The organism is Pseudomonas sp. LF-5 (genome assembly GCF_037626295.1).
Lineage (GTDB): Bacteria > Pseudomonadota > Gammaproteobacteria > Pseudomonadales > Pseudomonadaceae > Aquipseudomonas > Aquipseudomonas monsensis.
The window spans coordinates 53,632-77,525 of the sequence record NZ_JARKMT010000012.1; the positions used below are offsets into that span (position 1 = coordinate 53,632).

18 protein-coding genes are annotated in these 23,894 nt (G+C 60.5%); 12 read left to right on the forward strand and 6 right to left on the reverse strand.

The genetic code is table 11. From position 1 onward, the window contains the following. Nucleotides 1-20 precede the first annotated feature (20 nt). From algG to PseuLF5_RS24775, 7 genes are all read left to right on the forward strand, one after another. On the forward strand, nucleotides 21-1,592 hold the full coding sequence (gene algG / locus PseuLF5_RS24745; protein ID WP_123465982.1) for a mannuronan 5-epimerase AlgG: 1,572 nt from the start codon (nucleotides 21-23) through the stop codon (nucleotides 1,590-1,592). A gap of 10 nt (nucleotides 1,593-1,602) precedes the next feature. After that, complete coding sequence (locus PseuLF5_RS24750) at nucleotides 1,603-3,054, forward strand: alginate O-acetyltransferase (protein WP_322376395.1); 1,452 nt, start codon at nucleotides 1,603-1,605, stop codon at nucleotides 3,052-3,054. 8 nt (nucleotides 3,055-3,062) lie between these two features. Further along, the gene (locus tag PseuLF5_RS24755) at nucleotides 3,063-4,187 is read left to right on the forward strand and encodes a mannuronate-specific alginate lyase (RefSeq protein WP_340134900.1); all 1,125 of its coding nucleotides are present in this window, start codon (nucleotides 3,063-3,065) and stop codon (nucleotides 4,185-4,187) included. A gap of 336 nt (nucleotides 4,188-4,523) precedes the next feature. Continuing rightward, nucleotides 4,524-6,089 (forward strand): MBOAT family O-acyltransferase, encoded by a 1,566-nt coding sequence (locus tag PseuLF5_RS24760; RefSeq protein WP_123464831.1) that lies wholly within the window; start codon nucleotides 4,524-4,526, stop codon nucleotides 6,087-6,089. Nucleotides 6,090-6,099: 10 nt separating this feature from the next. Continuing rightward, entirely contained in the window at nucleotides 6,100-7,272 is a 1,173-nt protein-coding gene (locus PseuLF5_RS24765) for an alginate O-acetyltransferase (RefSeq protein WP_186745515.1), read from the forward strand. Nucleotides 7,273-7,286: 14 nt separating this feature from the next. After that, a complete protein-coding gene (locus tag PseuLF5_RS24770) occupies nucleotides 7,287-7,943 on the forward strand; it encodes an alginate O-acetyltransferase AlgF (RefSeq protein WP_123464827.1) in 657 nt (218 codons plus the stop codon). 211 nt (nucleotides 7,944-8,154) lie between these two features. After that, nucleotides 8,155-9,606: a mannose-1-phosphate guanylyltransferase/mannose-6-phosphate isomerase gene (locus PseuLF5_RS24775; protein WP_123464825.1), complete on the forward strand. Its 1,452-nt coding sequence runs from the start codon at nucleotides 8,155-8,157 to the stop codon at nucleotides 9,604-9,606. Between the two features lie 81 nt (nucleotides 9,607-9,687). On the opposite strand, the gene PseuLF5_RS24780 is transcribed toward PseuLF5_RS24775, so the two are convergent. After that, complete coding sequence (locus PseuLF5_RS24780; protein WP_340134901.1) at nucleotides 9,688-12,438, reverse strand: RHS repeat domain-containing protein; 2,751 nt, start codon at nucleotides 12,436-12,438, stop codon at nucleotides 9,688-9,690. Between the two features lie 177 nt (nucleotides 12,439-12,615). Here PseuLF5_RS24780 and PseuLF5_RS24785 point away from each other — a divergent pair, with 177 nt between their 5' ends. Together PseuLF5_RS24785 and PseuLF5_RS24790 are read left to right on the forward strand one after the other, a co-directional pair. Then, the gene (locus PseuLF5_RS24785) at nucleotides 12,616-13,080 is read left to right on the forward strand and encodes a multidrug transporter (protein ID WP_123464821.1); all 465 of its coding nucleotides are present in this window, start codon (nucleotides 12,616-12,618) and stop codon (nucleotides 13,078-13,080) included. 34 nt (nucleotides 13,081-13,114) lie between these two features. Beyond that, nucleotides 13,115-13,939 (forward strand): SDR family oxidoreductase, encoded by an 825-nt coding sequence (locus PseuLF5_RS24790; protein ID WP_123464819.1) that lies wholly within the window; start codon nucleotides 13,115-13,117, stop codon nucleotides 13,937-13,939. Between the two features lie 47 nt (nucleotides 13,940-13,986). Here the strand turns inward: PseuLF5_RS24790 and PseuLF5_RS24795 are convergent, their stop codons facing one another. From PseuLF5_RS24795 to PseuLF5_RS24815, 5 genes are all read right to left on the reverse strand, one after another. After that, the gene (locus PseuLF5_RS24795; protein ID WP_340134902.1) at nucleotides 13,987-14,715 is read right to left on the reverse strand and encodes a hypothetical protein; all 729 of its coding nucleotides are present in this window, start codon (nucleotides 14,713-14,715) and stop codon (nucleotides 13,987-13,989) included. 248 nt (nucleotides 14,716-14,963) lie between these two features. Continuing rightward, nucleotides 14,964-15,821 (reverse strand): efflux RND transporter periplasmic adaptor subunit, encoded by an 858-nt coding sequence (locus PseuLF5_RS24800; protein WP_123464815.1) that lies wholly within the window; start codon nucleotides 15,819-15,821, stop codon nucleotides 14,964-14,966. A gap of 25 nt (nucleotides 15,822-15,846) precedes the next feature. After that, nucleotides 15,847-16,047 (reverse strand): DUF1656 domain-containing protein, encoded by a 201-nt coding sequence (locus PseuLF5_RS24805; protein ID WP_015096751.1) that lies wholly within the window; start codon nucleotides 16,045-16,047, stop codon nucleotides 15,847-15,849. After that, a complete protein-coding gene (locus PseuLF5_RS24810; RefSeq protein WP_123464813.1) occupies nucleotides 16,037-18,229 on the reverse strand; it encodes an FUSC family protein in 2,193 nt (730 codons plus the stop codon). Before PseuLF5_RS24810 ends, PseuLF5_RS24805 begins: the two co-directional genes overlap by 11 nt. A 137-nt stretch (nucleotides 18,230-18,366) precedes the next feature. Next, nucleotides 18,367-19,866, reverse strand: coding sequence for an efflux transporter outer membrane subunit (locus PseuLF5_RS24815; RefSeq protein WP_340134903.1), 1,500 nt, complete (start codon nucleotides 19,864-19,866; stop codon nucleotides 18,367-18,369). Between the two features lie 261 nt (nucleotides 19,867-20,127). Between PseuLF5_RS24815 and PseuLF5_RS24820 the strand changes: the two genes are divergently transcribed. From PseuLF5_RS24820 to PseuLF5_RS24830, 3 genes are all read left to right on the forward strand, one after another. Further along, nucleotides 20,128-21,096, forward strand: coding sequence for a LysR family transcriptional regulator (locus tag PseuLF5_RS24820; RefSeq protein ID WP_103305180.1), 969 nt, complete (start codon nucleotides 20,128-20,130; stop codon nucleotides 21,094-21,096). A gap of 395 nt (nucleotides 21,097-21,491) precedes the next feature. Next, nucleotides 21,492-21,866, forward strand: a complete 375-nt coding sequence (locus PseuLF5_RS24825) for a DUF6124 family protein (RefSeq protein WP_340134904.1) — start codon at nucleotides 21,492-21,494, stop codon at nucleotides 21,864-21,866. A 1,016-nt stretch (nucleotides 21,867-22,882) separates the two neighbouring features. Further along, nucleotides 22,883-23,857, forward strand: a complete 975-nt coding sequence (locus PseuLF5_RS24830; RefSeq protein WP_340134905.1) for a 2-hydroxyacid dehydrogenase — start codon at nucleotides 22,883-22,885, stop codon at nucleotides 23,855-23,857. The last annotated feature ends 37 nt before the right edge of the window (nucleotides 23,858-23,894 follow it).

Here is a 23,894-nt window from a genome sequence, read left to right on the forward strand (position 1 = left end):
CCGCCAAGGGAGTGCCCGACATGATCAGCACCAGGACAGGCTCACTCAGCCTGCTGGCCGGCGCGATGCTGCTGGCCAGCGCCAGCGCCTTCGCGACTGTGGAACCGGTTAAGCCGGTGACCACCGCGAAAGAGCTGCAACAAGCCAAGACCTACACCGTCAGCAGCGCACCCACCGAGGCGCTGAATCTGGCCGCGCCGAAACTGCCGGACATTTCCGGCTACACCGCCGAAGCCGCCGCCGCGAAAATCGTCCGCAGCAAAACAGGCAAAGTCAGCGTGCGCCGGATGATGCAGGAAGACGCGCTGAAGGACTTCATCGGCGGCGACAACAAGATGGCCGAATGGGTGGTGCGTCAGCACGGCATCCCACAGGCGATCTTCGTCGACGACGGTTACCTGAACCTCAAGGATCTGGCGCAGAAACTGCCCAAGCAGTATTTCAGCGAGACCTCGCCGGGCGTGTACTTGTCGAAGTTGCCGATCGTGGTCGGCCGCAAAGGCATCCTTGAAATCGACGGTCAGACCCAGGAACTGCGCCTGTCGCAAGAGGCCGGTGCATTCATGGTCAACGACGGCCAACTGTTTGTGCGTGACACCAAAGTCACCGGCTGGCGCGAAAAGGACAACGGCCCGGCAACGTTCCGTTCGCCGAAGGAATTCCGTCCGTTCCTGCTGGCCTGGGGCGGCACCGAGACCTACATCGTCAACAGCAAGATGGCCAGCTTCGGCTACGCCAACAGTAAGTCGTACGGGGTGAGTATTTCCCAGTACACGCCGAACATGGCCAAGGTGCTCAAGCGTCCCGAGCCGACTGGCTGGATCGTCGGTTCCGAGTTCTCCGACATGTGGTACGGCTTCTACTGCTACGAGACCCGCGACTTTGTGGTCAAGGGCAACACCTACAAAGACAACATCGTCTACGGCATCGACCCGCACGACCGTTCCCACGGTCTGATCATTGCCGAGAACACCGTCCACGGTACGAAGAAGAAGCACGGGATCATTATTTCCCGTGAGGTCAACGACAGCTTCATCTTCAACAACAAGAGCTTCGACAACCACCTCTCGGGCCTGGTGATCGACCGGAACAGCGTCAACAACATCATTGCCTACAACGAGATCTACAAGAACCACACCGACGGCATCACGCTCTACGAGTCTGCCGACAACCTGCTGTGGGGCAACAAGGTCATCAGCAACAAGCGCCACGGCATCCGCATTCGTAACAGCGTGAACATCCGCCTCTACGAAAACGTCGCCATGGCCAACGGTTTGACCGGTGTTTACGGCCACATCAAGGACCTGACCGACACCGACCGTGACATCAAGCTCGACCCGTTCGATGCCCAGGTGTCGCTGATTGTGGTTGGCGGTGAACTGGCGGCCAACGGCAGCGGCCCGCTGTCGATCGACTCGCCCTTGAGTGTCGAGCTGTATCGCGTGTCGATGCTGGCGCCGACCAAATCCAGCGGCATCAGCTTCAACGGCATCCTCGGCGAGCGCCAGGATGAAATTCTCGACCTGCTGGTGCGCCAGCAGAAAGCCGTGCTGATCGACCCTGTCGAACGCCAGACCGAAATGCAGGACTGAGGATAATTTTATGCACCCACACTTGATCAGATTACTCAGCCTGTCGGCCCTGACCGTGGGCATTCTGGCGGCCAGCAACGGCGCCCGTGCGGACGAAGTGAAAGCGCCCGAGTTCACCGCCGAACCGTGCTGCAACCTGTGCCCGGCCGCGCATGACGCGAAGAACTACACCACGCGTTATCAGCAGAACTTCACCACCCTGGTGCAGGCGCAGGGCGACTGGCTGTTCCGCACGCAAGAAGACTTGCGTACCGAGTTCAACACCACCCCGGCCGGTTACAAACGCCTGCAACAGCTGCACGATGCGTTCAAAGCCAAAGGCGTCGAACTGGTGATCGTTTACCAGCCGACCCGTGGCCTGGTGAACCGCAACAAGCTCAACCCGCAGGAAAAAGCCGCGTTCGATTACGAGAAAGCGCTGGGCAACTACAAGACCATGCTCGGGCGTTTCGCGCAGATGGGATACGTGGTGCCGGACCTGTCGCCGCTGACCAACGAATCGCTGCCGGACACCCTGCCCGCCCACGATTTCTACTTCCGCGGCGACCAGCACTGGACCCCATATGGCGCCCAGCGCACGGCGAAAATCGTCGCCGAGAAGGTCAAGCAGATTCCGGCCTTCGCCGACATTCCCAAGCGTGAATTCGAGACCAAGCGCTCCGGGCGCATGGGCAAGACCGGCACCCTGCACAACATGGCCGGGCAACTGTGCGGCACCAGTTACGCGATCCAATACATGGACCAGTTCACCACCGAGCCGAAAGGCGAAGCCGGTGACGGCGACCTGTTCGGTGATTCCGGCAACCCGCAAATCACCCTCGTGGGCACCTCGCACAGCGGCAAGAACTACAACTTCGCCGGCTTCCTCGAAGAGGCGATCGGCGCCGACATTCTCAACGTCGCCTTCCCCGGCGGCGGCCTGGAAGGTTCGATGCTGCAGTACCTCGGTAGCGACGAATTCCAGAAGACCCCGCCGAAAATTCTCATCTGGGAATTCTCGCCGCTGTACCGCCTCGACCAGGAAACCATCTATCGCCAGATGATGTCCCTGCTCGACAACGGCTGCGAAGGCAAAGACGCGCAAATGTCCGCCAGCACCACGCTCAAGCCGGGCAGCAAACAGGAACTGCTGGTCAACAGCAAAAACCTGAACCTGCAGAACAGCAGCCATCAGGTCGACATCCGCTTCGCCGACCCTTCGGTGAAAACCCTGCAAGCCACCCTCTGGTACATGAACGGTCGCCACGAGGACATCAAGATCGAGAAACCGGAAACTTCCGACACCGACGGTCGTTTCGCCTTTGAGCTGCGCACGGACGAAGACTGGGCCTCGCAAAACCTGCTGGCCGTCGAAGTCCAGGGCCCGGAAGCGGGCACCGCGCCACAAAAAGTCGAAGCGAAAATCTGCAAACGCAACGTATTCCCGGGCGCTGGGCAACAAACCGCTCAGGTCGGGCAATGAGGTCTGCTATGCGAAATCGAACGATCAAACACTTGCTTGCACCATCCCTGCTGACCCTGGCGATGTTCGCCGGGGCCACTCAGGCCGCCGCGCCACTGCGTCCGCCGCAGGGCTACTTCGCCCCGGTGGATAAATTCAAGACCGGTGACAAGAGCGAAGGCTGCGACGCGATGCCCGCGCCGTACACCGGTCCGCTGCAATTTCGCAGCAAATACGAAGGTTCGGACAAGGCCCGCGCGACACTCAACATGCAGTCGGAAAAAGCCTTTCGCGACACCACCAAAGACATCACCACGCTGGAACGCGGCACCGCCAAACGGGTGATGCAGTTCATGCGCGACGGTCGCCCGGAGCAGCTCGATTGCACGCTGAACTGGCTGACCGCGTGGGCCAAGGCCGATGCGTTGATGTCGAAAGACTTCAACCACACCGGCAAGTCGATGCGCAAATGGGCGCTGGGCAGCATGGCCTCTTCGTACATCCGCCTGAAGTTCTCTGACTCGCATCCGCTGGCGCAGCATCAGCAGGAAGCGCAGGTGATCGAGGCGTGGTTCAGCAAAATGGCCGATCAGGTGGTCAGCGACTGGGACAACCTGCCGCTGGAAAAAACCAACAACCACTCGTACTGGGCCGCGTGGTCGGTGATGGCCACCGCCGTCGCCACCAACCGTCGCGACCTGTTCGACTGGGCGGTGAAGGAATACAAGGTCGGGGTCAATCAAGTCGACGCCGACGGCTTCCTGCCGAACGAACTCAAGCGCCAGCAACGCGCCCTCGCCTATCACAACTACGCCCTGCCGCCGCTGGCAATGATCGCCAGTTTTGCCCAGGTCAACGGTGTGGATTTGCGTCAGGAAAACAACGGCGCACTGAAGCGTCTGGGTGATCGGGTGCTGGCCGGGGTGAAAGACCCGGACGAATTCGAGAAGAAGAACGGCAAAGAGCAGGACATGACCGATCTGAAAGAGGACATGAAATTCGCCTGGCTCGAACCGTTCTGCACGCTCTACACCTGCCCGCCGGATGTGATCGAGAAGAAGCACGGCATGCAACCGTTCAAGACCTTCCGCCTGGGTGGCGACCTGACCAAGGTCTACGACCCTTCGCATGAAAAGGGCAACAAGGGTTCATGAAAGGCGAACAGCAAAAGCCCCTCACCCTAACCCTCTCCCGGAGGGAGAGGGGACTGACCGAGGTGCTTTTGAGAAATCCGCCGACCTGAAATATCGAGTCGATCTCAGGTGTTGAAAAACAATCGAGATCAGGCTGCAAGGAAATACCGAGTCGATCTCCATTTTTGAAAACCATGGAGATCAGGCTCCCTCTCCCCCCGGGAGAGGGCGGGGGGTGAGGGAGCTTTCAAGGCCCTGCACACCCCTGACAGCAACACCGTTTCACCCCTCCACTACCACGGGGGGTTTGGGGGGGCTTTGGCCCTTGACTGTTGGTTCAAACATGGAGAGATCGGGATGGTATTTTCATCCAACGTGTTCCTGTTTCTGTTCTTGCCGATCTTTCTCGGCTTGTACTACTTGAGCGGGCAACGCTATCGCAACCTGTTGCTGCTGATCGCCAGCTACGTGTTCTACGCGTGGTGGCGGGTGGACTTCCTGGCGCTGTTCGCCGGCGTCACCCTGTGGAACTACTGGATCGGCCTGAAAGTCGGTGCCGCCGGCGTGCGCACCAAACCGGCACAACGCTGGCTGCTGCTCGGCGTCGCGGTCGACCTGTGCATCCTCGGCTACTTCAAGTACGCCAACTTCGGCGTCGACAGCATCAACGCGATGATGACGTCGGTCGGTCTCGAGCCGTTCATCCTCACCCACGTGCTGTTGCCGATCGGTATTTCGTTCTACATCTTCGAGTCGATCAGCTACATCATCGACGTGTATCGCGGCGATACCCCGGCCACCCGCAACCTGATCGACTTCGCGGCGTTCGTGGCGATCTTCCCGCACCTGATTGCCGGCCCGGTCCTGCGTTTCCGCGACCTCGCCGACCAGTTCAACAACCGCACCCACACCCTCGACAAATTCTCCGAGGGCTGCACGCGGTTCATGCAGGGTTTCATCAAGAAGGTGTTCATTGCCGACACCCTCGCCGTGGTCGCCGACCACTGCTTCGCCCTGCAAAACCCGACCACCGGTGATGCCTGGCTCGGCGCGCTGGCGTACACCGCGCAGCTGTATTTCGACTTCTCCGGTTACAGCGACATGGCCATCGGCCTGGGCCTGATGATGGGTTTCCGCTTCATGGAAAACTTCAAACAGCCGTACATCAGCCAGTCGATCACCGAGTTCTGGCGCCGCTGGCACATCAGCCTGTCGACCTGGCTGCGTGACTACCTGTACATCACCCTCGGCGGCAACCGTAAAGGCACGCTGATGACCTATCGCAACCTGTTCCTGACCATGCTCCTCGGTGGTCTGTGGCACGGCGCGAACATCACCTACATCGTCTGGGGCGCCTGGCACGGCATGTGGCTGGCGATTGAAAAAGCGCTGGGCCTGAACACTTCGCCACGCAGCCTCAACCCGATCCGCTGGGCACTGACCTTCCTGCTCGTGGTCATGGGCTGGGTGATCTTCCGTGCCGAGAACCTGCACGTTGCCGGGCGCATGTACGGCGCGATGTTCAGCTTCAGCGACTGGTCGCTGTCGGAACTCAACCGCGCCAGCCTCACCGGTCTGCAAGTGGCAACCCTGGTCGTCGCTTACGCAACCCTGGCGTTTTTCGGCCTGCGTGACCTGTACACCAACCAGCCGCCGGCCAAGAGCAAACCTGAAGTCAACGTCGAGGCCAACGGCCCTGCCACCGCAACGCCAGGAATGATCAAAGCCGCCCCTGGGGAAAACCCAGCGAACATCCATGAGCCTGGCTACACCGTCGGCGTCGAAGCCCAGGTGCAACCGGCTTACTGGACGGCGGACTGGTCGCGCTACGTGATGCGCGGGCTGATCCTGCTGCTGTTCATCGCTTCGATTCTCAAACTTTCGGCGCAAAGCTTCTCGCCGTTCCTTTACTTCCAGTTCTGAGGGATCTGACATGACCCGCTCATTACGCATCTTCTACATCGCCCTGTTCCTGGTGACCTTGTTGGTCCTCGGTCTGTGGTCGGTCCGCAGCTTCTTCGGCTTCAGCACCAACGCCGACGCGACGGTGCTCAACGGCCGCTGGACCAAGGCTGTGGAAACCCACTACGACGACCAGTTTCCGATCAAGCGTCTGGGCACCAACCTCTGGGCCGCGCTGGATTTCAAACTGTTCAACGAGGGTCGTCCGGGCGTGGTGCTCGGTCGCGATCAGTGGTTGTACAGCGACGAGGAATTCAACCCGATCGTCAACGAAGAGCTGAACCTGCAAGGCAACTACGCGCTGGTTGAAGGCGTGCGCCAGACCCTGAAAGAGAAAGGCGTGAAACTGGTGATGGCGATCGTGCCGGCCAAGGTTCGTCTGTACCCGGAGCATCTGGGCGAAGTGAAACCGGCGAGCATTCACGAAAACCTTTATGAGGATTTCCACCACCGCGTCGCGGCGGACAAGATCCTTGCTCCTGACCTGCTCAAGCCACTGCAACAGGCCAAGCACAATGGTCAGCAAGTGTTCCTGCGCACCGACACCCACTGGACGCCGGAAGGTGCCGAGATTGCCGCCAACACTCTGGCGAAAACCATCGCCGACAAGTTCCCGCTCAGCGGCGAGCCACAGCGCTTCGTTACCACGCCGGCGGAGAAGGTCACGCACAAGGGCGATCTGCGTCTGTTCCTGCCGCTCGATCCGCTGTTCGAAAACCTGATGCCGGCGCAAGAGCCGCTGCAAAAGCGCAACACCGTGGCCGCCGAGCAACCTGCCGGTGACGACGCGTTGTTCGCCAGCAATGAGGTGCCGGTGGCACTGGTCGGCACCAGTTACAGCGCCAACCCCAACTGGAACTTCGTCGGTGCACTGAAACAAGCGCTGCACAGCGACGTGGTGAGCTACGCCGAAGACGGCCACGGCCCGATCCTGCCGATGCTCAGCTACCTGAAAAGCGATGACTTCAAGAACAGCCCGCCACAGGTGCTGATCTGGGAGTTTCCTGAACGTTATCTGCCTGTGAACAACGAAATCGGCGACGCCGACCCGCAGTGGGTCGCAGAGCTCAAACAAGCCGGTGCTCGCCAACAAAACGTAGCTATCAACACTAAATCCGAGACGCCCGATCGGGCGCAAAACTGAAAGAGAGGTACACCATGACTTTCACTACTACTCCTCGTCGTCTCGCTAAAAGCTTCGCACTGGTTGCAGGCCTCAGCGTGCTTTCCGTCCCTGCCTTTGCCGGTGGCGACGCCGCGCTGTACGGCCCGACCGCACCGAAAGGCTCGACCTTCGTGCGGGTCTACAACGCCAGCAACGCTGAAGTCAGCGCCACCGTCGGCAGCACCAACCTGAGCGACGTTGCGCCACTGGCCAGCAGCGATTTCAGCTTCATGCCGGGCGGTGACTACAGCGCCAAAATCGGCAGCCAGACCCTGCCGGTAAAACTCGCCGGTGACCACTACTACACCCTGGTCAACAACGCGTCCGGCGCGCCGCAACTGATCGAAGAACCGCCGTTCAAGAACAAGCAGAAATCCCTGGTGCGCGTGCAGAACCTCAGCGACAAGCCGCTGACCCTGAAGACCGCCGACGGCAAGACCGACGTGGTGCCGAACGTAGCAGCCAAGGGCCGTGGCGAACGTGAAATCAACCCGGTGAAAGTCAGCCTGGCGCTGTATGAAGGCGACAAGAAAGTCGGCGACGTAAAACCGGTCGCGCTGGAACGCGGTGAGGCAGCAGTGCTGTACGTCACAGGTTCCGGTAGCAGCCTGTCGCCAGTCTGGGTGAAACGCCCGGTATCGACTCGCTAACAAATTTCCCGAACTGACCCGGTTCCCTGTGGGAGCTGGCTTGCCAGCGATGCAGACGCCTCGGTTCTGCAGATACACCGAGGTGATGCCATCGCTGGCAAGCCAGGCTCCCACAGGAACCGGGGTGAGAGTTCGGATACGAGACAAAAACAAGAGTGAAACGACACATCGTTCGTGCCTCTAACCCAATTGATTTTTATGGAGTAACAACATGATTCCGGTGATCTTGTCAGGTGGTAGCGGTTCGCGTCTGTGGCCGCTTTCGCGCAAACAATTCCCTAAACAATTCCTCGCCCTGACCGGCGAACACACGCTGTTCCAGCAAACCCTCGAACGCCTGGTGTTCGAAGGCATGGATACGCCGATCGTGGTCTGCAACAAGGATCACCGCTTTATCGTCAACGAGCAGTTGGCCGCTCGCAATCTGGAAACCCAGCGCATCCTGATGGAGCCATTCGGCCGCAACACCGCGCCAGCGGTGGCGCTGACCGCGATGATGCTGGTCAATGAAGGTCGCGACGAATTGATGCTGGTGCTGCCGGCCGACCACGTTCTCGATGATCAGAAAGCCCTGCAACGCGCCCTGGCGCTGGCCACCGTCGCCGCCGAAAACGGCGAAATGGTCCTGTTCGGCGTGCCGGCGACCAAACCGGAAACCGGTTACGGCTACATCAAGTCCACTGCCGATTCGCTGCTGCCCGAAGGCGTCAGCCGCGTCTCGCACTTCGTCGAAAAACCCGACGTCAAACGCGCCACCGAGTACGTCGAATCCGGTGGCTACTACTGGAACAGCGGCATGTTCCTGTTCCGTGCCAGCCGCTTCCTCGAAGAGCTGAAAAAGCACGATCCGGACATCTACGACACCTGCCTGCTGACCCTGGAGCGCAGCGTTCAGGATCCGGACACCATCACCTTCGACGAAGCCACCTTCGCCTGCTGCCCGGACAACTCCATCGACTACTCGGTGATGGAAAAAACCCAGCGTGCCTGCGTGGTGCCGCTGACCGCCGGCTGGAGCGATGTCGGTTGCTGGTCGTCGCTGTGGGAAGTCAACGAAAAAGACGCCAACGGCAACGTCAGCAAGGGCGACGTGGTGATTCAGGACAGCAAGAACTGCATGATCCACGGCAATGGCAAGCTGGTGTCGGTGATCGGCCTGGAAAACATCGTCGTGGTCGAAACCAAGGACGCGATGATGATCGCCCACAAGGACAAGGTTCAGGGCGTCAAACAGATGGTCGCAACCCTCAACGAACAGGGTCGCAGCGAAACCCAGAACCACTGCGAAGTCTATCGTCCGTGGGGCTCGTATGACTCGGTGGACATGGGCGGACGCTTCCAGGTCAAGCACATCTCGGTGAAGCCGGGCGCGTGCCTGTCGCTGCAGATGCACCACCACCGCGCCGAACACTGGATCGTGGTCAGCGGCACCGCCGAAGTGACCTGCGATGACAACGTGTTCCTGCTCTGCGAAAACCAGTCGACCTACATCCCGATCGCCTCGGTGCACCGCCTGCGCAACCCGGGCAAGATCCCGCTGGAGATCATCGAAGTGCAATCGGGCAGCTACCTGGGCGAAGACGATATCGAGCGGTTCGAAGATATCTACGGTCGCTCCACCCCGGTTGAACGCGGCGTGTCGGTGAAAACCATCGCGCAGTAAAACGTCCGGCAACACAAAAAGCCCCCGCCCGCCCCATTGCGTCCCCTATCCGCAACGGGTCGGGCGGGGGCTTTTGTTCACCTAGCCGTAGGTCGACCCTCGACGAGGGCGCCTGGCTTCTCCGTCTCTGCTGTCCAGGTAATCGACCGCCTGCACAACGTCCGGTGCAGACGACACAAAGGCTGCATTAAACGCTTGCTGGACGAACGAACTCAGCCCTGCCGGTTGATCCGGGACCGGTGCTCGCTGCGGTGCAGCAAATGTTTGCTGGAGCGTCTGAAAAGACGCTCGCGGCACATCCACGGTCGCAGACATCAGCACATTGGCAGGCGCACTCATCTGCTTGTACTGAACGCGCGTCTGCGCCTCTGAGGCCACCATGATGTTACTCATCGCGACAGAGGCCGCGCCGACGATTTGCAGCGCAGGATTTGCCGTGTGCATGAGCATTTTTCCGCTGAATTTAATGGTCGTGGCCACAGCCCCCCGCCTGGCGGCAAGTACTTGTGGGTCTTCGACAGGACTGTTGAAAATGTCCGACATCGGGCCCATGACCTGACTTGCAGTTTTTTCACCGAACACCGTACTGATGCCGGCCGAAAGCACCTCGCCGCCGTGATACATCACGGGGCCCGACGGCGGTGAAGTCTGGGTTTTCACGGCGGCCCTTACGTGAGCCTGATGGGTGTTGAGCAGCGAATCGCTGGAGGCTCCAAGCCTGGCCAGTTCCACGGGAATTTCCCGTCGGTAATCCTGCACCCTGGGGTCTGGATTGTCGGCAAAATAATTGCGCACCGGTTGCATGCCGGCAGCCTGCACCGGGTTTACCAGTTTCTGCTTGCCCATATCGTGATAGGTCCGATCGTGAGGTTTCTTCTCTAACGTGTTCGGATTACGCCCGTCACTGTCGCCGTAGACCAGCGGGTTGTTGCGCATCGCTCGATAACGGTTGTGCCCATCAATAGCGCCCGCCGGATCCGGATTCAACCAGCGCTGCAACCAGGACAAGTAATAACGGTATCCGTAGTAATAAAGGCCGGTTGCATCGCGTTCCTTGGCGCAATAACGAATCGTTCGATAACTGACCTGCACCTCTTCACTCCACGCTGTCGCGCCGAACGGATAAAAATGCTCGCGGCTGACCACCGCTGCACTGGCGTCCAGTTCCAGCCCCATCGACCCCAAGTGATCGCTGAAACTGTAGCGGCAGTGGTCGTTGACACCCGAAGGTGGCGCCGTGTCCCAGTGCAGGATCCGTACGTGATTAAGACCGGTCTGAACCGTGATGACCTGCAACACCTCACCGGTGCCACTGTCCGTGCGCAACTCCAGTGCTGGCAGATAACGCACCTGCGCAACGACACGGCGGGCATTGGTCTGCAGCCAACGTATCTTGCGCCCCCGCTGTGCGTTGCCGTCATACAGGTAGACCTCGCGATCGTCCGCAGCGCTTTCGCGTTGCACTATCGCCACCGAATCCAGCTGATTGCGTCCATTCCAGTGCACCAGACGCCCTTGATCCAGCATGCGTAAATTGCCCCGGGCGTCGAACGCCGCCGCGATCTGCGCCTCGTCGGGCGGCACGCCATTGCGCCACGGCAGGCAGCGGTTGCTGTAGCGCGCCGCTTGCAGTTGATGGCCATGATTTTGTGCGCCCACGTGGGTCAATTCGAGCAGGTTGCCGCCGGCGTCATACCGGTAGTTTTGGGTGTAATTGGCGATTGCCGCCGGCCCGGCACTGGCAGCGCCTGCTTCCCACCCGGTGGCCGCACAGATCTGGTAGAGGCTGTCATAGTAAAAGCGACTGACCGGGTCGATGCGCTGATTGGCGAAGTAGCGCACAGGCAGCGCCTTGTCCTCGATGCTCAGCACGTTGCCCGTCAGGTCATAGGCGTAAACCCAATGTTGCACGACTTCACCCGTGGCTCTGCTGGCCTTTCGTTGCATTAGACGACCGTCCTCGGGCCGATAGCTCAGGGTGGTAAGCACCCCGTTGCCCGCGATTTCCTGCACAACCAGCCCGTCAGCGTTGTAGCGGATATCACTGACCAGCGTTGTCAAACCCGCGTGCGCCTGCAACTGCACGTGAATGGCCCGCAGGCGCCCAGCAATGGTCAACTCGAAACCCTGCCGATTGCCACACGCATCAACCTGTTCGAGGACATGGCCAAGCGCCCCGAAACGCCAGCCAGTCGTCGCGCCTTCGCCGGGTTCCAGCAGTTGCTCGCGTTGATTGAGCGGCTCCGGCCAATCCGGGTTAACCGGCTCCAGCGTGAAATGTCGGGTGTTCTGCAGACATTGGCCACCCAACGCATAAGCGTCGAATAGCAGGCTACCCAGCGGATCGTCGTGGCGAATCAACTGACCGCACTGGTTATGCAGCTCACCGACACCAGGCTCGCCGTAGATAAAACGCTCGGCGCAGCGTCGCGGTTCTTCCGCACCGGCTTCGAAAACGGCAACCGGGCGTAACAATAAGTCATGTTCAACTTCGCGCAGGGTGCCCCGACTGTCCCAACTCAACAGCACTTCATCGCCCAGCCCCTGCAAGACAACCTGCGTACCGGCATCGACGCTGTCCGAATGCAATACCTGACCATTCAATGTGTAAACCGTCGTCAGGTTGGCCGGCGCCAGCGGATCGCTCATCTGCAGCAACCACAACCGCGGATCCCATTGCTCGACTGCATGCCCGGCCGCATTAAAGCCAGTGCGGTTGATGCGGGTTTGCGCAGACGTGCCCTCCACGTCACGCCAATAATCGACCGCACGCACAGACAGCCCTCGCGGGTCGTTGGCCGAAAGTCGCGGTGTTTTGCTGTGCATGCTCATAAGTCCGCTCCGCACGACGACAGCGTCCTGTCAGCGGTCATCTGAACAGCCGAACACATGGGAGGCTACTGTCAGAAATTACAGTGCCGACCAACGGTAGGAAGGTTTGCTCGACGAATGTCCATTCCCGCCCCCCTTAGGTAGGATGGTGTTCACGAATTCAAGGAGTATTCCGACATGTTCATCGGCGTCCTGCTGATCATCACCTGGCTGGTCCTGTTGCTGCGGTACCCGGCCAAGGCTGTGCCGGTGTCCGTGGCCGCTGCTGTCGGTCTGGGCCTGGTGGCGGTGTGGGTGGTGTGGCTGGACAACCGCGAGATCAAGCAACTGGCGCGGCTGGAGATGCGCATCACCTACGCGCCTGAACAATGCCCGGCGGATCGTCCACTGCAACTGAAAATGAACAACGGCAACGACGTTCCGCTGACCGAATTGCGCTGGCGCATCGCTGCCTACGCACCGGGCGACACGGTCAATCTGGCCGACAACCAATACACCGCCCCGCGCTATCGCGGCCCTGGCGAATTGCAGGCGGGCGGCAGTTGGGAAGACTGCCTGCCGATGCCACCGCTGCGCCCCGGATATCGCCCGCAAACCCTGGAGTTTCGCGCCGAGCGATTGCAGGGTAGTTTCTCCGACTGATCCCCTCCTCCACTGTTAGCACAAGGAATGCGCCATGCCCGTTGCGTTGATTACCGGTTGTTCCAGCGGCATCGGCCGCGCACTCGCCGACGCCTTCAAAGCCGCCGGTTTCGAAGTCTGGGCCAGTGCGCGCCGGGCCGAAGACGTAGCGACTCTGGCCTCGGCCGGCTTCAGCGCCGTGCAACTCGACGTCAATGACGCGGTGGCACTGGAGCAATTGAGTGAGCGCATCAACCAGCAACACGGCGGCCTCGACGTGCTGATCAACAATGCCGGTTACGGCGCGATGGGGCCGTTGCTCGACGGCGGTGTGCCGGCCATGCAGCGCCAGTTCGAAACCAACGTGTTCTCGATTGTCGGTGTCACCCGCGCACTGTTTCCCGTGTTGCGCCGTGCCAAAGGCCTGGTGGTGAATATTGGCAGCGTGTCGGGGGTGCTGGTCACGCCGTTTGCCGGTGCGTACTGCGCTTCAAAAGCGGCGGTGCATGCGTTGAGCGATGCCTTGCGCATGGAACTCGCGCCGTTCGGTATACGCGTGATGGAAGTGCAGCCAGGGGCGATCCAGTCGAGCTTCGCCAAGAATGCCGGGCATGAGGCGGAGCAGTTGATCAACGAGCAATCGCCGTGGTTTCCCGTGCGCGAAGGTATTCGCGCACGGGCCAAGGCTTCACAGGACAAGCCGACGCCGGCCCGTGAGTTTGCTGCCGAGTTGTTGAAGGCTGTGCAACAGAGCAAACCGCCTCGGTTGGCGCGAATCGGCAATGGCAGCCGGGCGTTGCCGTTACTGGCGACGCTGCTGCCAAAGGGCTTGCTGGAATCAACGCTGATGAAACGCTTCGGCCTGCACGGCAAGCTCTGATCCCGGGGATAGCCCGTTCACCGCTGCATGGCAATGAAGCGTCCGGGTCAGCGTGGCACGGCCATGAGGTTGGGCAGGGATTCGAACTCAGGCGCTTGTCCCGCCGCTGCCGGGTAGAGCAACTGGATCGAAATCGGCAGTTCCTTGCCCGGCTCCAGCAGATACTGGTCACCCGGTGGCGTCACCAATTCGATGATGCCCTCGGTTGCATCATGCACAACATCGAGCCAGGGTTGGGTGTAGATTTTCGTGCCCGCCGGTAACCCTGCACTGGAAAATTTCCACTGACTGAATGGCTGGCTGTTGGACGTGACCTTAACGTCGTAACTGTAAATCCAGCCGCCCGAGGCATCCTGCCACTTTGCGGCGAATGCCTGTCGCGTTGAAATAGCCTGCTCTGCACCCGTCTGAACGAACACCGGCCAATAGCCATCCTCATACTCTGGCTGGTAATAAACCATGCCGATTACTTCGGTAACTTTCGACAGTTCGACATCGCGATCCGTTGTAAAGGTAAGTGTTCGTCTTGGGTTCCAGCCGGTAACTTGCGGCTCAGTAATAGTCAGGTTGCTGTAACCGGATGAGTGGCTCAAGGTTGCGCCCGACTGGGGCATTGACGCATGCAAAAAAGTGGCGCCATGGTAAGTCCTGAATTGCAGGCGCGAGCCCACGGGTGGGGGTGTACCATCGGTTTCAAGGGTAAAGCCGAGCGTCACCGGTTCGCCGGCAACAATACGGCTGACAGAATTATCCATCCTGATTTCAATCACTTCCATTATCTGAAACTTCCATTTTAATAATAATAAACAACACTACACCCGCCAGACATTGAACAATGCCAGACCGAGTGAAAAGTTGACTAATTAACGCCATCGACAGATGACAGGAAGAACACTAACACATCAAAAATGCTGTAAACGTAAATTCAACAGATACTTACAATCGACCAACTCAAACAACTATCATTAGTTGCTTAAAACAATAAGCATTACTCGCGAAGACTCCCTTCCTCGCGAGTAACTTCTTATTCCAACGGACTGACCACCACTGTGCACGTAATCCCTGCCGCCAACAAAACGCCCTCCGGCACTTGATCAATGTGAATCCTCACCGGCACTCGCTGCGCCAGACGCACCCAGTTGAACGTCGGGTTCACATCGGCGATCAATTCACGGCTCTCCGGGTTGTCGCGGTCGTAGATGCCGCGCGAGATGCTTTCCACATGGCCCTTCAAGACTTCGCCGCTCATCAGTTGCATGTCGGCCTTGTCACCCACACGCACATGCGGCAGTTTGGTCTCTTCGAAGAAGCCGTAAACCCAGAACGAATTCATGTCGACCACGGCCATCTTCGCCTCGCCGATACGCGCATAGTCACCGCGATGCACATTGAGGTTGGTCACGTAGCCATCCACCGCCGCACGCACTTCAGTGCGTTTGAGATTGAGCTCGGCCGCCTCGAGTTGCGCCTGCGCGTGTTGATAGTCAGCCAGTGCCGAATCGGCGATGTTGCTGGCGTCGTCGCGGTTTTCCTTGGAGATCACCAGATTGTCGAGGTCGGCGCGGCGATGGGCGTTGACCTTGCGCATTTCCCAGGTGGCCTTGCGCGAGGCGACCAGCGACTGCGCCTGCTTCACCGCGATGCGGTAGTGCTCGGGATCAATCTGCATCAGCAAATCGCCCTTCTTCACCAACTGGTTGTCACGCACCGGCACGTCGATCACTTCACCGGTGACGTCGGCAGCGACGTTGATGATGTCCGCACGCACCCGACCATCGCGGGTCCACGGGGTGTTCATGTAGTGCTCCCACAACGAGCGACCGATCCACAGCGCCAGGGCCAGCACCAGCAGGGTCGCGAGCAGGCTGAAAAACTTTTTCATCAGGGCCTTCTTCAGAGATAGAGAGTCAACGGTAAACAGTCAGCGCCATCGCGCCGAACAAACAGGTAAACAGGCTCAGGCGCAGCAGCGCCGGGTGCCAGAAGAAGCGGTACAGGTCGAACCCCGAGAGGAACCGGTCCAGCGCCCAGGCCAGCGCCGCAGCGATGAAAAACATCAGGGTCATGGTCGGCATGTACACGCCGTGGAAGGCGATTTCACGAGGCATGGGCAAGTCCTTCGGGCTTGGCGACGGCATAGGCCGCGAGTGGGGATTGCGGGTCGAGCAACGAGGTGCGGATAAAGTGCAGGTAGCTCTTCACCCGACGCAGGGCCGAGGTGTCGAAGTGCGGCGCGAACGGCTCGTCGGTGGCGGCAACCCGGCTGATTGCGTGATCGACCGCCACCAGTGCGCGCTCCAGATTGCTCTGGTTCGGTTGCAGGAACAGTCGCACCAGCGCCCGGCCCATCACGCGGATCGCCTGGCGCCACGGCTGCGATTCGGCATAGGCCGGGTGCACCGGCAGAATCGCCTGCTCCTTGCGTAACTCGATGATCGCGTGGCCGACTTCGAGCACCACGAACATCCAGCGCAGCAGGTTCTTTTGCACGGTCGGCTGCCCGGCGGCGAGCCCATACGCCTGATGCAGCAAATCGCGGGTGCGGCTCTCGAAACTCGACGCCAGGCCCTTGAGCTTGCCGCTGATCGCATAAACCACCTGACCGCGCAGATCCTGCTCCAGCCGCCGCCATAACCAGCGACTGTTCGGCGGCAGAATAATTGCGCCCGCTGCCGCGCAGACCAGCATGCCCATGACCATCGCGATGTAGTCGTTGATAAAGGTGTAGGGGTTGTAGACGGTCAGGTTGTCCGGCACCGAACCGGTGCTGAAGAAAATCAGCAGACCGAGGCCGACCCCGGCGTATTGCGGCCGCGAAGTGAGGAACGAACCGAGCACGATCACCGGTGCGAGCATCACGCACAGCAGCGCAAAACCGTCGATCCACGGGAAGATGAAAAACATCTCGACGAAGCCGATCAACGCACCAAGGAAGGTGCCGCACGCCATCTGGAACGCCATGCGTTTCGGGTTGGGTGTGGCAGCAGACAAGCCTACGGTGGCGGCGGCAATCAACGTCATGGTTGCGCCGCTCGGCCACGCGGTGGCAACCCAGTAACTGCCCAGCACGATCAGGATGAACGAGGCGCGAATCCCCGAAGCCGCAGCGGCCCACCAGTTGGTTTGCGGGGTGAACGGCTCGTCCCAACGCTCGCGTTCGTGGTGGTGATCGGCCAGCGACGCGTGGGTCTGGGCGTAACTGTGCAAGTCGTCGACAAAGCGATAGAGCAGTTCGTACGCGGTGTGGAAATCCAGTTGCTCGGCGTCGCTCGGTTCGCGCTCCTGAAAGATGGCGCGCAAGGTTCGCACCCGCGTCGGCAGGCCTTCCTTATAGGTCGCCAGCGCCATCGCCAGGCGTGCGGCGTCGGGGCTGGTCAGGGCGCGGCCGCTGAAACCGTCGAGCACTTCGGCCAGGTCCTGCAGGCCCGGTCTGATCGCAGCCACCACGTGCTCTTCACCGTTGCCGCGCAGGCGTTCGAGCAACTGATGCAAGGCGTTGAAGCGTGTGGTGATGCCCATGAACTCGCTGTTCAAGCGACTGAGGCGACCGTTGCGCCGACGCATGTGCGGGTCTTCGAACACCGTCACGCTGCGCAACCCTTCCAGGCCCACCGCTTCGGCGATGAAGCGCACGTTGCTGGCTTCGAAGGCCTCGGCCTTGCTGCGCCCGCGCAAGCCATCGGTGACGAACAGGGCAAACACGCCGAAGCGCTGATACAAGGCGTTGCGCATCGCCGCACTGGCGGTTTGCGGCAGGATTGCGGCGCTGATCACGGTCGAGCAGAGAATCCCCAGCGAGATCTCCAGCACGCGCCACACGGCGGCCATGAACGCGCCGTCCGGGTGCGCCAGCGCGGGCAACCCGACCATCGCGGCGGTGTAGCCGGCGAGGACAAAACCGTAGGCGCGGAAGTTACGGCAGCGCGCGGCTCCGGCCGAGCAGATACCGACCCAGATCGCCAGCGCCCCCAGGAACAGTTCGGTGTTCTGCGCGAACAGCGCGATCAGCGTGACCATCATGGCCGACCCGGCCAGGGTGCCGAGGAAGCGATAGAAACTCTTGGCAAACACCTGCCCGCTCTGCGGTTGCATGACGATGAACACCGTAATCATCGCGGTGCGCGGCTGCGGAAGTTCCAGACGCATCGCCAGCCACAGCGTGAGGAACGCGGCGAGCAATACCTTGAAGATGTAGACCCAGGTCACGCCATCGCTGCGTGCCCAGTCGAAAAAACCACGGCGCCATTCCAGGGCGTAGAGCCAGCGCAAAGGTGCGGGCAAGGGAGTCATGAATTCTGCTCAGAAAAGTCGGGTCGGACCGGGATCCTGTGGGAGCGAGCTTGCTCGCGAATGCGGTGAGTCAGGCAACCAATGTGCTGGCTGACACTCCCTCTTCGCGAGCAAGCTCGCTCCCACAGGTTGTGTGTTCAACGCAGGAGAACCGGGGTTTTCGGGGCCTGGGTTTGCTCGGCAGTCGGTACATCGTTGCCAGCCCCGAGACCGCCACCCAGCGCCGTCACCAGCTCGGCATGCGCCGTTAACCGCGCCGCCTGCACCTGCTGCTGCACTTGTTGCTGCTTGAACAGCAACGTCTGCGCATTGAGCACGTTGAGGTAATCGGTGAGGCCACGCTGATAGGCAATCATCGCGATGTCGTAGGTCTTCTGCGCCGTGGCCACCGACTCGGCGGCAAAGCCTTGCTGCTTGTCCATCGACTCGCGGCGGATCAACTGGTCGGAGATGTTCTTCAGCGCATTCACCAGCGTCTGGTTGTAATGCGCCACGGCGATGTCATACCCGGCAGATGCCTCACCCAGTTCGGCACGCAGCCGCCCACCGTCGAAAATCGGCAAGGAGATCGCCGGGCCGACGTTGTAGTTGAGTTTCTTGCCGGTCAAAAACTCCAGTGCCCCGCCGCCGGTGGCCATGTAGCCGAGGCTGCCGACCAGATCGACGTTGGGATAAAACCCGGCGTGCGCGACGTCGATCCCGCGCGCCTGCGCTGCCACCTGCCAGCGACTGGCAACCACGTCCGGGCGCTGCCCCAGCAACTCGGCGGGCAATGCCGACGGCAATTTCAACGCAGCCCCCAGCGACAGCGACGGCCGCTGCAACTGCGCGCCCTCGCCCGGGCCTTTACCCGCCAACGCAGCGATCTGGTTGCGGCTCAGGGCGATTGCTTCGTCCAGTGCATCGAGTTGCCGATGGGTTTCCGGCAACGGCGTTTGCGCCTGGCTGACTTCGAAGTGCGTGCCGATGCCGCCGTCCAGACGTTTCTGCGCGAGGTCGAGAATCTGTTGCTGCTGCTTGAGCGTCGCGGCGACGATGTCGCGCTGGGCGTAATGCAGCGACAACTCGATGTAGGCGCGCACGATGTTGTTCTGCAATTCCAGTTGCGCCAGCCGCGCTTCGGCCGCGCTCATGTGCGCCAGGTCGACAGCCCGCTCGCTGCTGTTGCTTTCACGGCCCCACAGATCGAGGGCGTAGCTGAAACCCAGCGCCGCGTTGTTGTCCCACGTCGTGGTATTGGCCAGCTCACCCGGCCCATAGAACTGATCGGTTGGCCAGTTGTGCCGTTTGAGGGTCGACTCACCCTTGATCTGTAGCGACTCGGCGGCTTCGGCGACACCGGCCATGGCTTTGGCCTGACGCACCCGCGCGGCGGCCATGGCCATGCTCGGGCTGCCTTGAACGGCAAGGTCGATCCAGCGGTTCAGTTGCGGGTCGCCGTAGGCTTGCCACCATTGTGCGGTGGGCCAGTGGGCGTCACGGGCGGCGTGGGCGATGGCGTCATCGGTGACCAGCGCACTGGCCTCCAGCGCCTTGTCCTGAGGGACAATTCCTTCGGTTGAAATGCAGCCGCTGAGACCCAGGGAAAAAGCCAGAACACTGAGCGGTAAAAGCGCTCTGTTGATGCGACGCGGCACAGCTGCGAATTCCTGAAAGAGGGGGAAAAACCAAAACCTGTGGGAGCGAGCTGGCTCGCAAAAGCGGCACCTCGATTGAACTGACCAACCGGCGTATCCGTCCCGATTCCCACAACGGCGCAATTCTAGGGGGGCGTCCCAACGGCGATAAGCTGGGAATCCTGTGAATCTTTGTTACCGTTAACGAGATAATCCCTTGGTCGGGGGTCTCAGCCCCTGAAACTTCGTGTCACAATTTGCCATCTCCCTTGAGAGCACACCATGGACACTTTGCAAAACATGCGCGCCTTCAGTTGCGTGGCCGAAGCGGGCAGCTTCACCGCTGCCGCCGTGCAACTCGACACCACCACCGCCAACGTCTCGCGCGCGGTCTCCAACCTGGAAGCCCATCTGCAAACCCGCCTGCTCAACCGCACGACCCGGCGCATCGCCCTGACCGAAGCCGGCAAACGCTACCTGCTGCGCTGCGAACAGATCCTGGCCTATGTCGAAGAAGCCGAAGCGGAAGCCAGCGAAGCCCACGCGCGGCCGGCCGGGCAATTGAAAGTGCACACCATGACCGGTATCGGTCAGCACTTCGTCATCGACGCCATCGCCCGCTACCGCAAGACCCACCCGGACGTGACCTTCGATCTGACCATGGCCAACCGCGTGCCGGACCTGCTCGATGAAGGCTATGACGTGTCCATCGTGCTGGCCCGCGAACTGCCAGATTCAGGCTTCGTCTCGCAACGCCTGGGCATCACCTACAGCATCGTCTGCGCCTCGCCGGCCTACGTGAAAGCCAACGGCTGCGCGCAAAAGCCCAGCGACCTGCTCAACCACGCCTGCCTGCGCCTGGTCAGCCCGGTGATCCCCCTGGAAAAATGGGCCTTCGACGGCCCGGAAGGCCAGGAAATGGTCACCATCAACAGCTCGCCGTTTCTGGTGAACTCGGCCGACGCGATGAAAACCGCAATCACCAGCGGCATGGGCGTTGGCGTGCTGCCGGTGTACGCGGCGATCGAAGGTTTGCGTAACGGCACATTGGTGCGGGTCATGCCGAACTACCGCTCGCAAGAGCTGAACCTGTATGCGATCTACCCGTCACGGCAATATCTGGATGCGAAGATCAAGACGTGGGTTGAATACCTGCGCGGCTCGTTGCCGGAGATTCTGGCGGCGCATCAGGCTGAACTGGCGGCCTACGAATTAAGCGGCAGCCTCGCCGGCGCGCGTGTCGCCAACTGATTTTCAACACACCGCTTTCACTGCAGGCGCTGCCGCAGGCTGCGATTTTTTGTCCTTGATGTTTAATCGCAGCCTACGGCAGAGCCTACAGAAACGGCGATTTCGCGGATGTTTCCGACAGGTTTTGCAGGTTGTCCGTCGGAAGTGCGGTGGCTAGGATTTGGGTGTCGCTGACGCATCAGCGACCGGGTCTGGAAAACCCGCAGGATCACAGCACATGACATAATGCCGCGTTTTTTCGGCGCCGAAGTTTTGTTATGGCGGCTGTACGTGGGAGACCTTCGGGTCTGCCGGGTTTGATCCTTTGCCGGTTTTTCCAGTCCGCGTACAGCTGCCACCCCTTTCGCCTGGAAAACGAAACATGGCAGCTCCATTTTCTTAAAAGGATATTTGCCATGATCAAACACAGTCCCAATCCGCCCGAAACCGACGACACCACCCCCTACGAATTCCCCGGCTCAAAGAAATTCCACGAAGCCGCCGAACGCGCCCTCGACCACTACCTCAAACCCAACGCCCTCACCCTGCGCTTTCACAAGCCCAGCACCATGTTCCAGGTCGCACCGGGTCAAGACAACGAAAGCCTCCTCGTCCACGCCTGCGAATCCCTGGCACAGGCCAGCCTGATGACCAGCGACATCGCCGCCTACATTGAGCTGCCGCAACGGCGGACGATCCTGGCGATCCAGCAAATCATCATGCTCGCCGAACTGGCCGTGAATCGGGTGCTGGATAACCACGAAATCCCCCAACCTCCGCCACACAGCTAAAAGCCCCTCACCCTAACCCTCTCCCGGAGGGAGAGGGGACTGACCGAGGTGTTTGGGAGAATGACGCCAACGTGCGATACCGAATCGAATTCAGATCTTGAAAAGCCCACAAATCGGCCCCCTCTCCTAGCGGAGAGGGGACTGACCGAGGTGTTTGGGAGAATGACGCCGACGTGCGGTACCGAATCGAATTCAGATCTTGAAAAGCCCACAAATCGGCCCCCTCTCCTAGGGGAGAGGGGACTGACCGAGGTGTTTGGGAGAATGACGCCGACGTGCGATACCGAGTCGAATTCAGATCTTGAAAAGCCCACAAATCGGCCCCCTCTCCTAGGGGAGAGGGCTGGGGTGAGGGGTAGATTCACCGCAAAATAAAAGCCCTCACCCTGTGCTCTCACAAGCCCAGCACGATGTTCCCATCGCCAGCAGGCTGGCTCCTACAGTGGGATCGCATGCAGCCTGCAAAACATTGGTCGGCTGTCAGGCCGCCACCGCTGGCAAGCCAGCCCCAACAGTTGGATTGCGCACATTCAATTAGAAAATTGATCGGCTGTCAGTTTTGATTTGTGTAAAACCCATGCGGCGCAGCCGCCCCACTCAACAGGATGAGCGCAAGCTCGGCTGCAGCTCTTGATCTTGATCCACGGGCGACATCGGAAGGCTGAGTGGAGGGATTCGTCCGGGGGTGGGAGCGCAGCGACCGTTTGGCGCAGCCAAACACATCGAGAGGAGGTGCAGCGAAGCAAACCGGAGGCGATGCGCCCGGATGGATCCCGGAGCGAAGGAACCTCGAGCCCCAGCGAGCGGGCCGCACGTAGGAGCAAGCGTTTTTGGTTACTTTTTAGGGCGTTTGTAAAAAGTGACCCGCCGTAAGGGCGGAACCCTAATCAGCAACACCCGCAGCAACGGATCCCCCCCAAAACCCCAAGAACATGGTCGGCCCAGAGGCCGCCAAGACAACCCAAAACAGAAATGTTAGCTTGCTTGGCATCAAGCCCGAACAAGAGCCAAAAACGATGAAAAAGACTGTCCTGGCCTTCAGCCGCATCACCCAGCCCATGATCGAACACCTCCAGCAAGAGTTCGACGTCATCGTCCCCAACCCAAAGAACGGCGACATCAACGCCCAGTTCAACGAAGCCCTCCCCCACGCCCACGGCCTGATCGGCGTCGGCCGCAAACTCGGCCGCGCGCAACTGGAAAGCGCGACAAAACTGGAAGTGGTCTCAAGTGTGTCGGTGGGCTACGACAACTACGACCTCGACTACTTCAACGAACGCGGGATCATGCTCACCAACACCCCGGACGTGCTCACTGAAAGTACCGCCGACCTCGCCTTCACCCTGATCATGAGCAGCGCCCGCCGCGTCGCTGAACTCGATGCCTGGACCAAGGCCGGCCAATGGCAAGCCAGCGTCGGCGCGCCATTGTTCGGCTGCGACGTCCACGGCAAAACCCTCGGTATCGTCGGCATGGGCAACATCGGCGCGGCCGTCGCCCGCCGTGGCCGCTTCGGTTTCAACATGCCGATTCTCTACAGCGGCAACAGCCGCAAGACCGAACTGGAACAAGAACTCGGCGCGCAATTTCGTAGCCTCGACCAGTTACTGGCCGAAGCCGACTTCGTCTGCCTGGTGGTGCCGCTCAGCGACAAGACCCGTCACCTGATCAGCCACCGCGAACTGGCGTTGATGAAGCCGGGCGCGATCCTGGTCAACATCTCTCGCGGCCCGGTGGTCGATGAACCGGCCTTGATCGAAGCCCTGCAAAACAACCGCATCCGTGGCGCCGGCCTCGACGTCTACGAAAAAGAACCGCTGGCCGAATCGCCGCTGTTCCAGCTGAAAAATGCCGTGACCCTGCCGCACATCGGCTCTGCCACCCATGACACCCGCGAAGCCATGGCCAACCGCGCCCTCGCCAACCTGCGCAGCGCCTTGCTCGGCGAACGCCCGCAGGATCTGGTCAACCCGCAAGTCTGGCGCGGCTAAGCGCTGAAACCACAACGGGCAGGCGCTGCGAAACATC

Coding starts and splice junctions, on each gene's coding strand:
- PseuLF5_RS24780 (WP_340134901.1), bottom strand. CDS start 12,438: ATGAGCATGCACAGCAAAACACCGCGACTTTCGGCCAACGACCCGCGA.
- PseuLF5_RS24770 (WP_123464827.1), top strand. CDS start 7,287: ATGACTTTCACTACTACTCCTCGTCGTCTCGCTAAAAGCTTCGCACTG.
- PseuLF5_RS24830 (WP_340134905.1), top strand. CDS start 22,883: ATGAAAAAGACTGTCCTGGCCTTCAGCCGCATCACCCAGCCCATGATC.
- PseuLF5_RS24760 (WP_123464831.1), top strand. CDS start 4,524: ATGGTATTTTCATCCAACGTGTTCCTGTTTCTGTTCTTGCCGATCTTT.
- PseuLF5_RS24805 (WP_015096751.1), bottom strand. CDS start 16,047: ATGCCTCGTGAAATCGCCTTCCACGGCGTGTACATGCCGACCATGACC.
- PseuLF5_RS24825 (WP_340134904.1), top strand. CDS start 21,492: ATGATCAAACACAGTCCCAATCCGCCCGAAACCGACGACACCACCCCC.
- PseuLF5_RS24785 (WP_123464821.1), top strand. CDS start 12,616: ATGTTCATCGGCGTCCTGCTGATCATCACCTGGCTGGTCCTGTTGCTG.
- PseuLF5_RS24775 (WP_123464825.1), top strand. CDS start 8,155: ATGATTCCGGTGATCTTGTCAGGTGGTAGCGGTTCGCGTCTGTGGCCG.
- algG (WP_123465982.1), top strand. CDS start 21: ATGATCAGCACCAGGACAGGCTCACTCAGCCTGCTGGCCGGCGCGATG.
- PseuLF5_RS24820 (WP_103305180.1), top strand. CDS start 20,128: ATGGACACTTTGCAAAACATGCGCGCCTTCAGTTGCGTGGCCGAAGCG.
- PseuLF5_RS24790 (WP_123464819.1), top strand. CDS start 13,115: ATGCCCGTTGCGTTGATTACCGGTTGTTCCAGCGGCATCGGCCGCGCA.
- PseuLF5_RS24765 (WP_186745515.1), top strand. CDS start 6,100: ATGACCCGCTCATTACGCATCTTCTACATCGCCCTGTTCCTGGTGACC.
- PseuLF5_RS24755 (WP_340134900.1), top strand. CDS start 3,063: ATGCGAAATCGAACGATCAAACACTTGCTTGCACCATCCCTGCTGACC.
- PseuLF5_RS24750 (WP_322376395.1), top strand. CDS start 1,603: ATGCACCCACACTTGATCAGATTACTCAGCCTGTCGGCCCTGACCGTG.
- PseuLF5_RS24800 (WP_123464815.1), bottom strand. CDS start 15,821: ATGAAAAAGTTTTTCAGCCTGCTCGCGACCCTGCTGGTGCTGGCCCTG.
- PseuLF5_RS24795 (WP_340134902.1), bottom strand. CDS start 14,715: ATGGAAGTGATTGAAATCAGGATGGATAATTCTGTCAGCCGTATTGTT.
- PseuLF5_RS24810 (WP_123464813.1), bottom strand. CDS start 18,229: ATGACTCCCTTGCCCGCACCTTTGCGCTGGCTCTACGCCCTGGAATGG.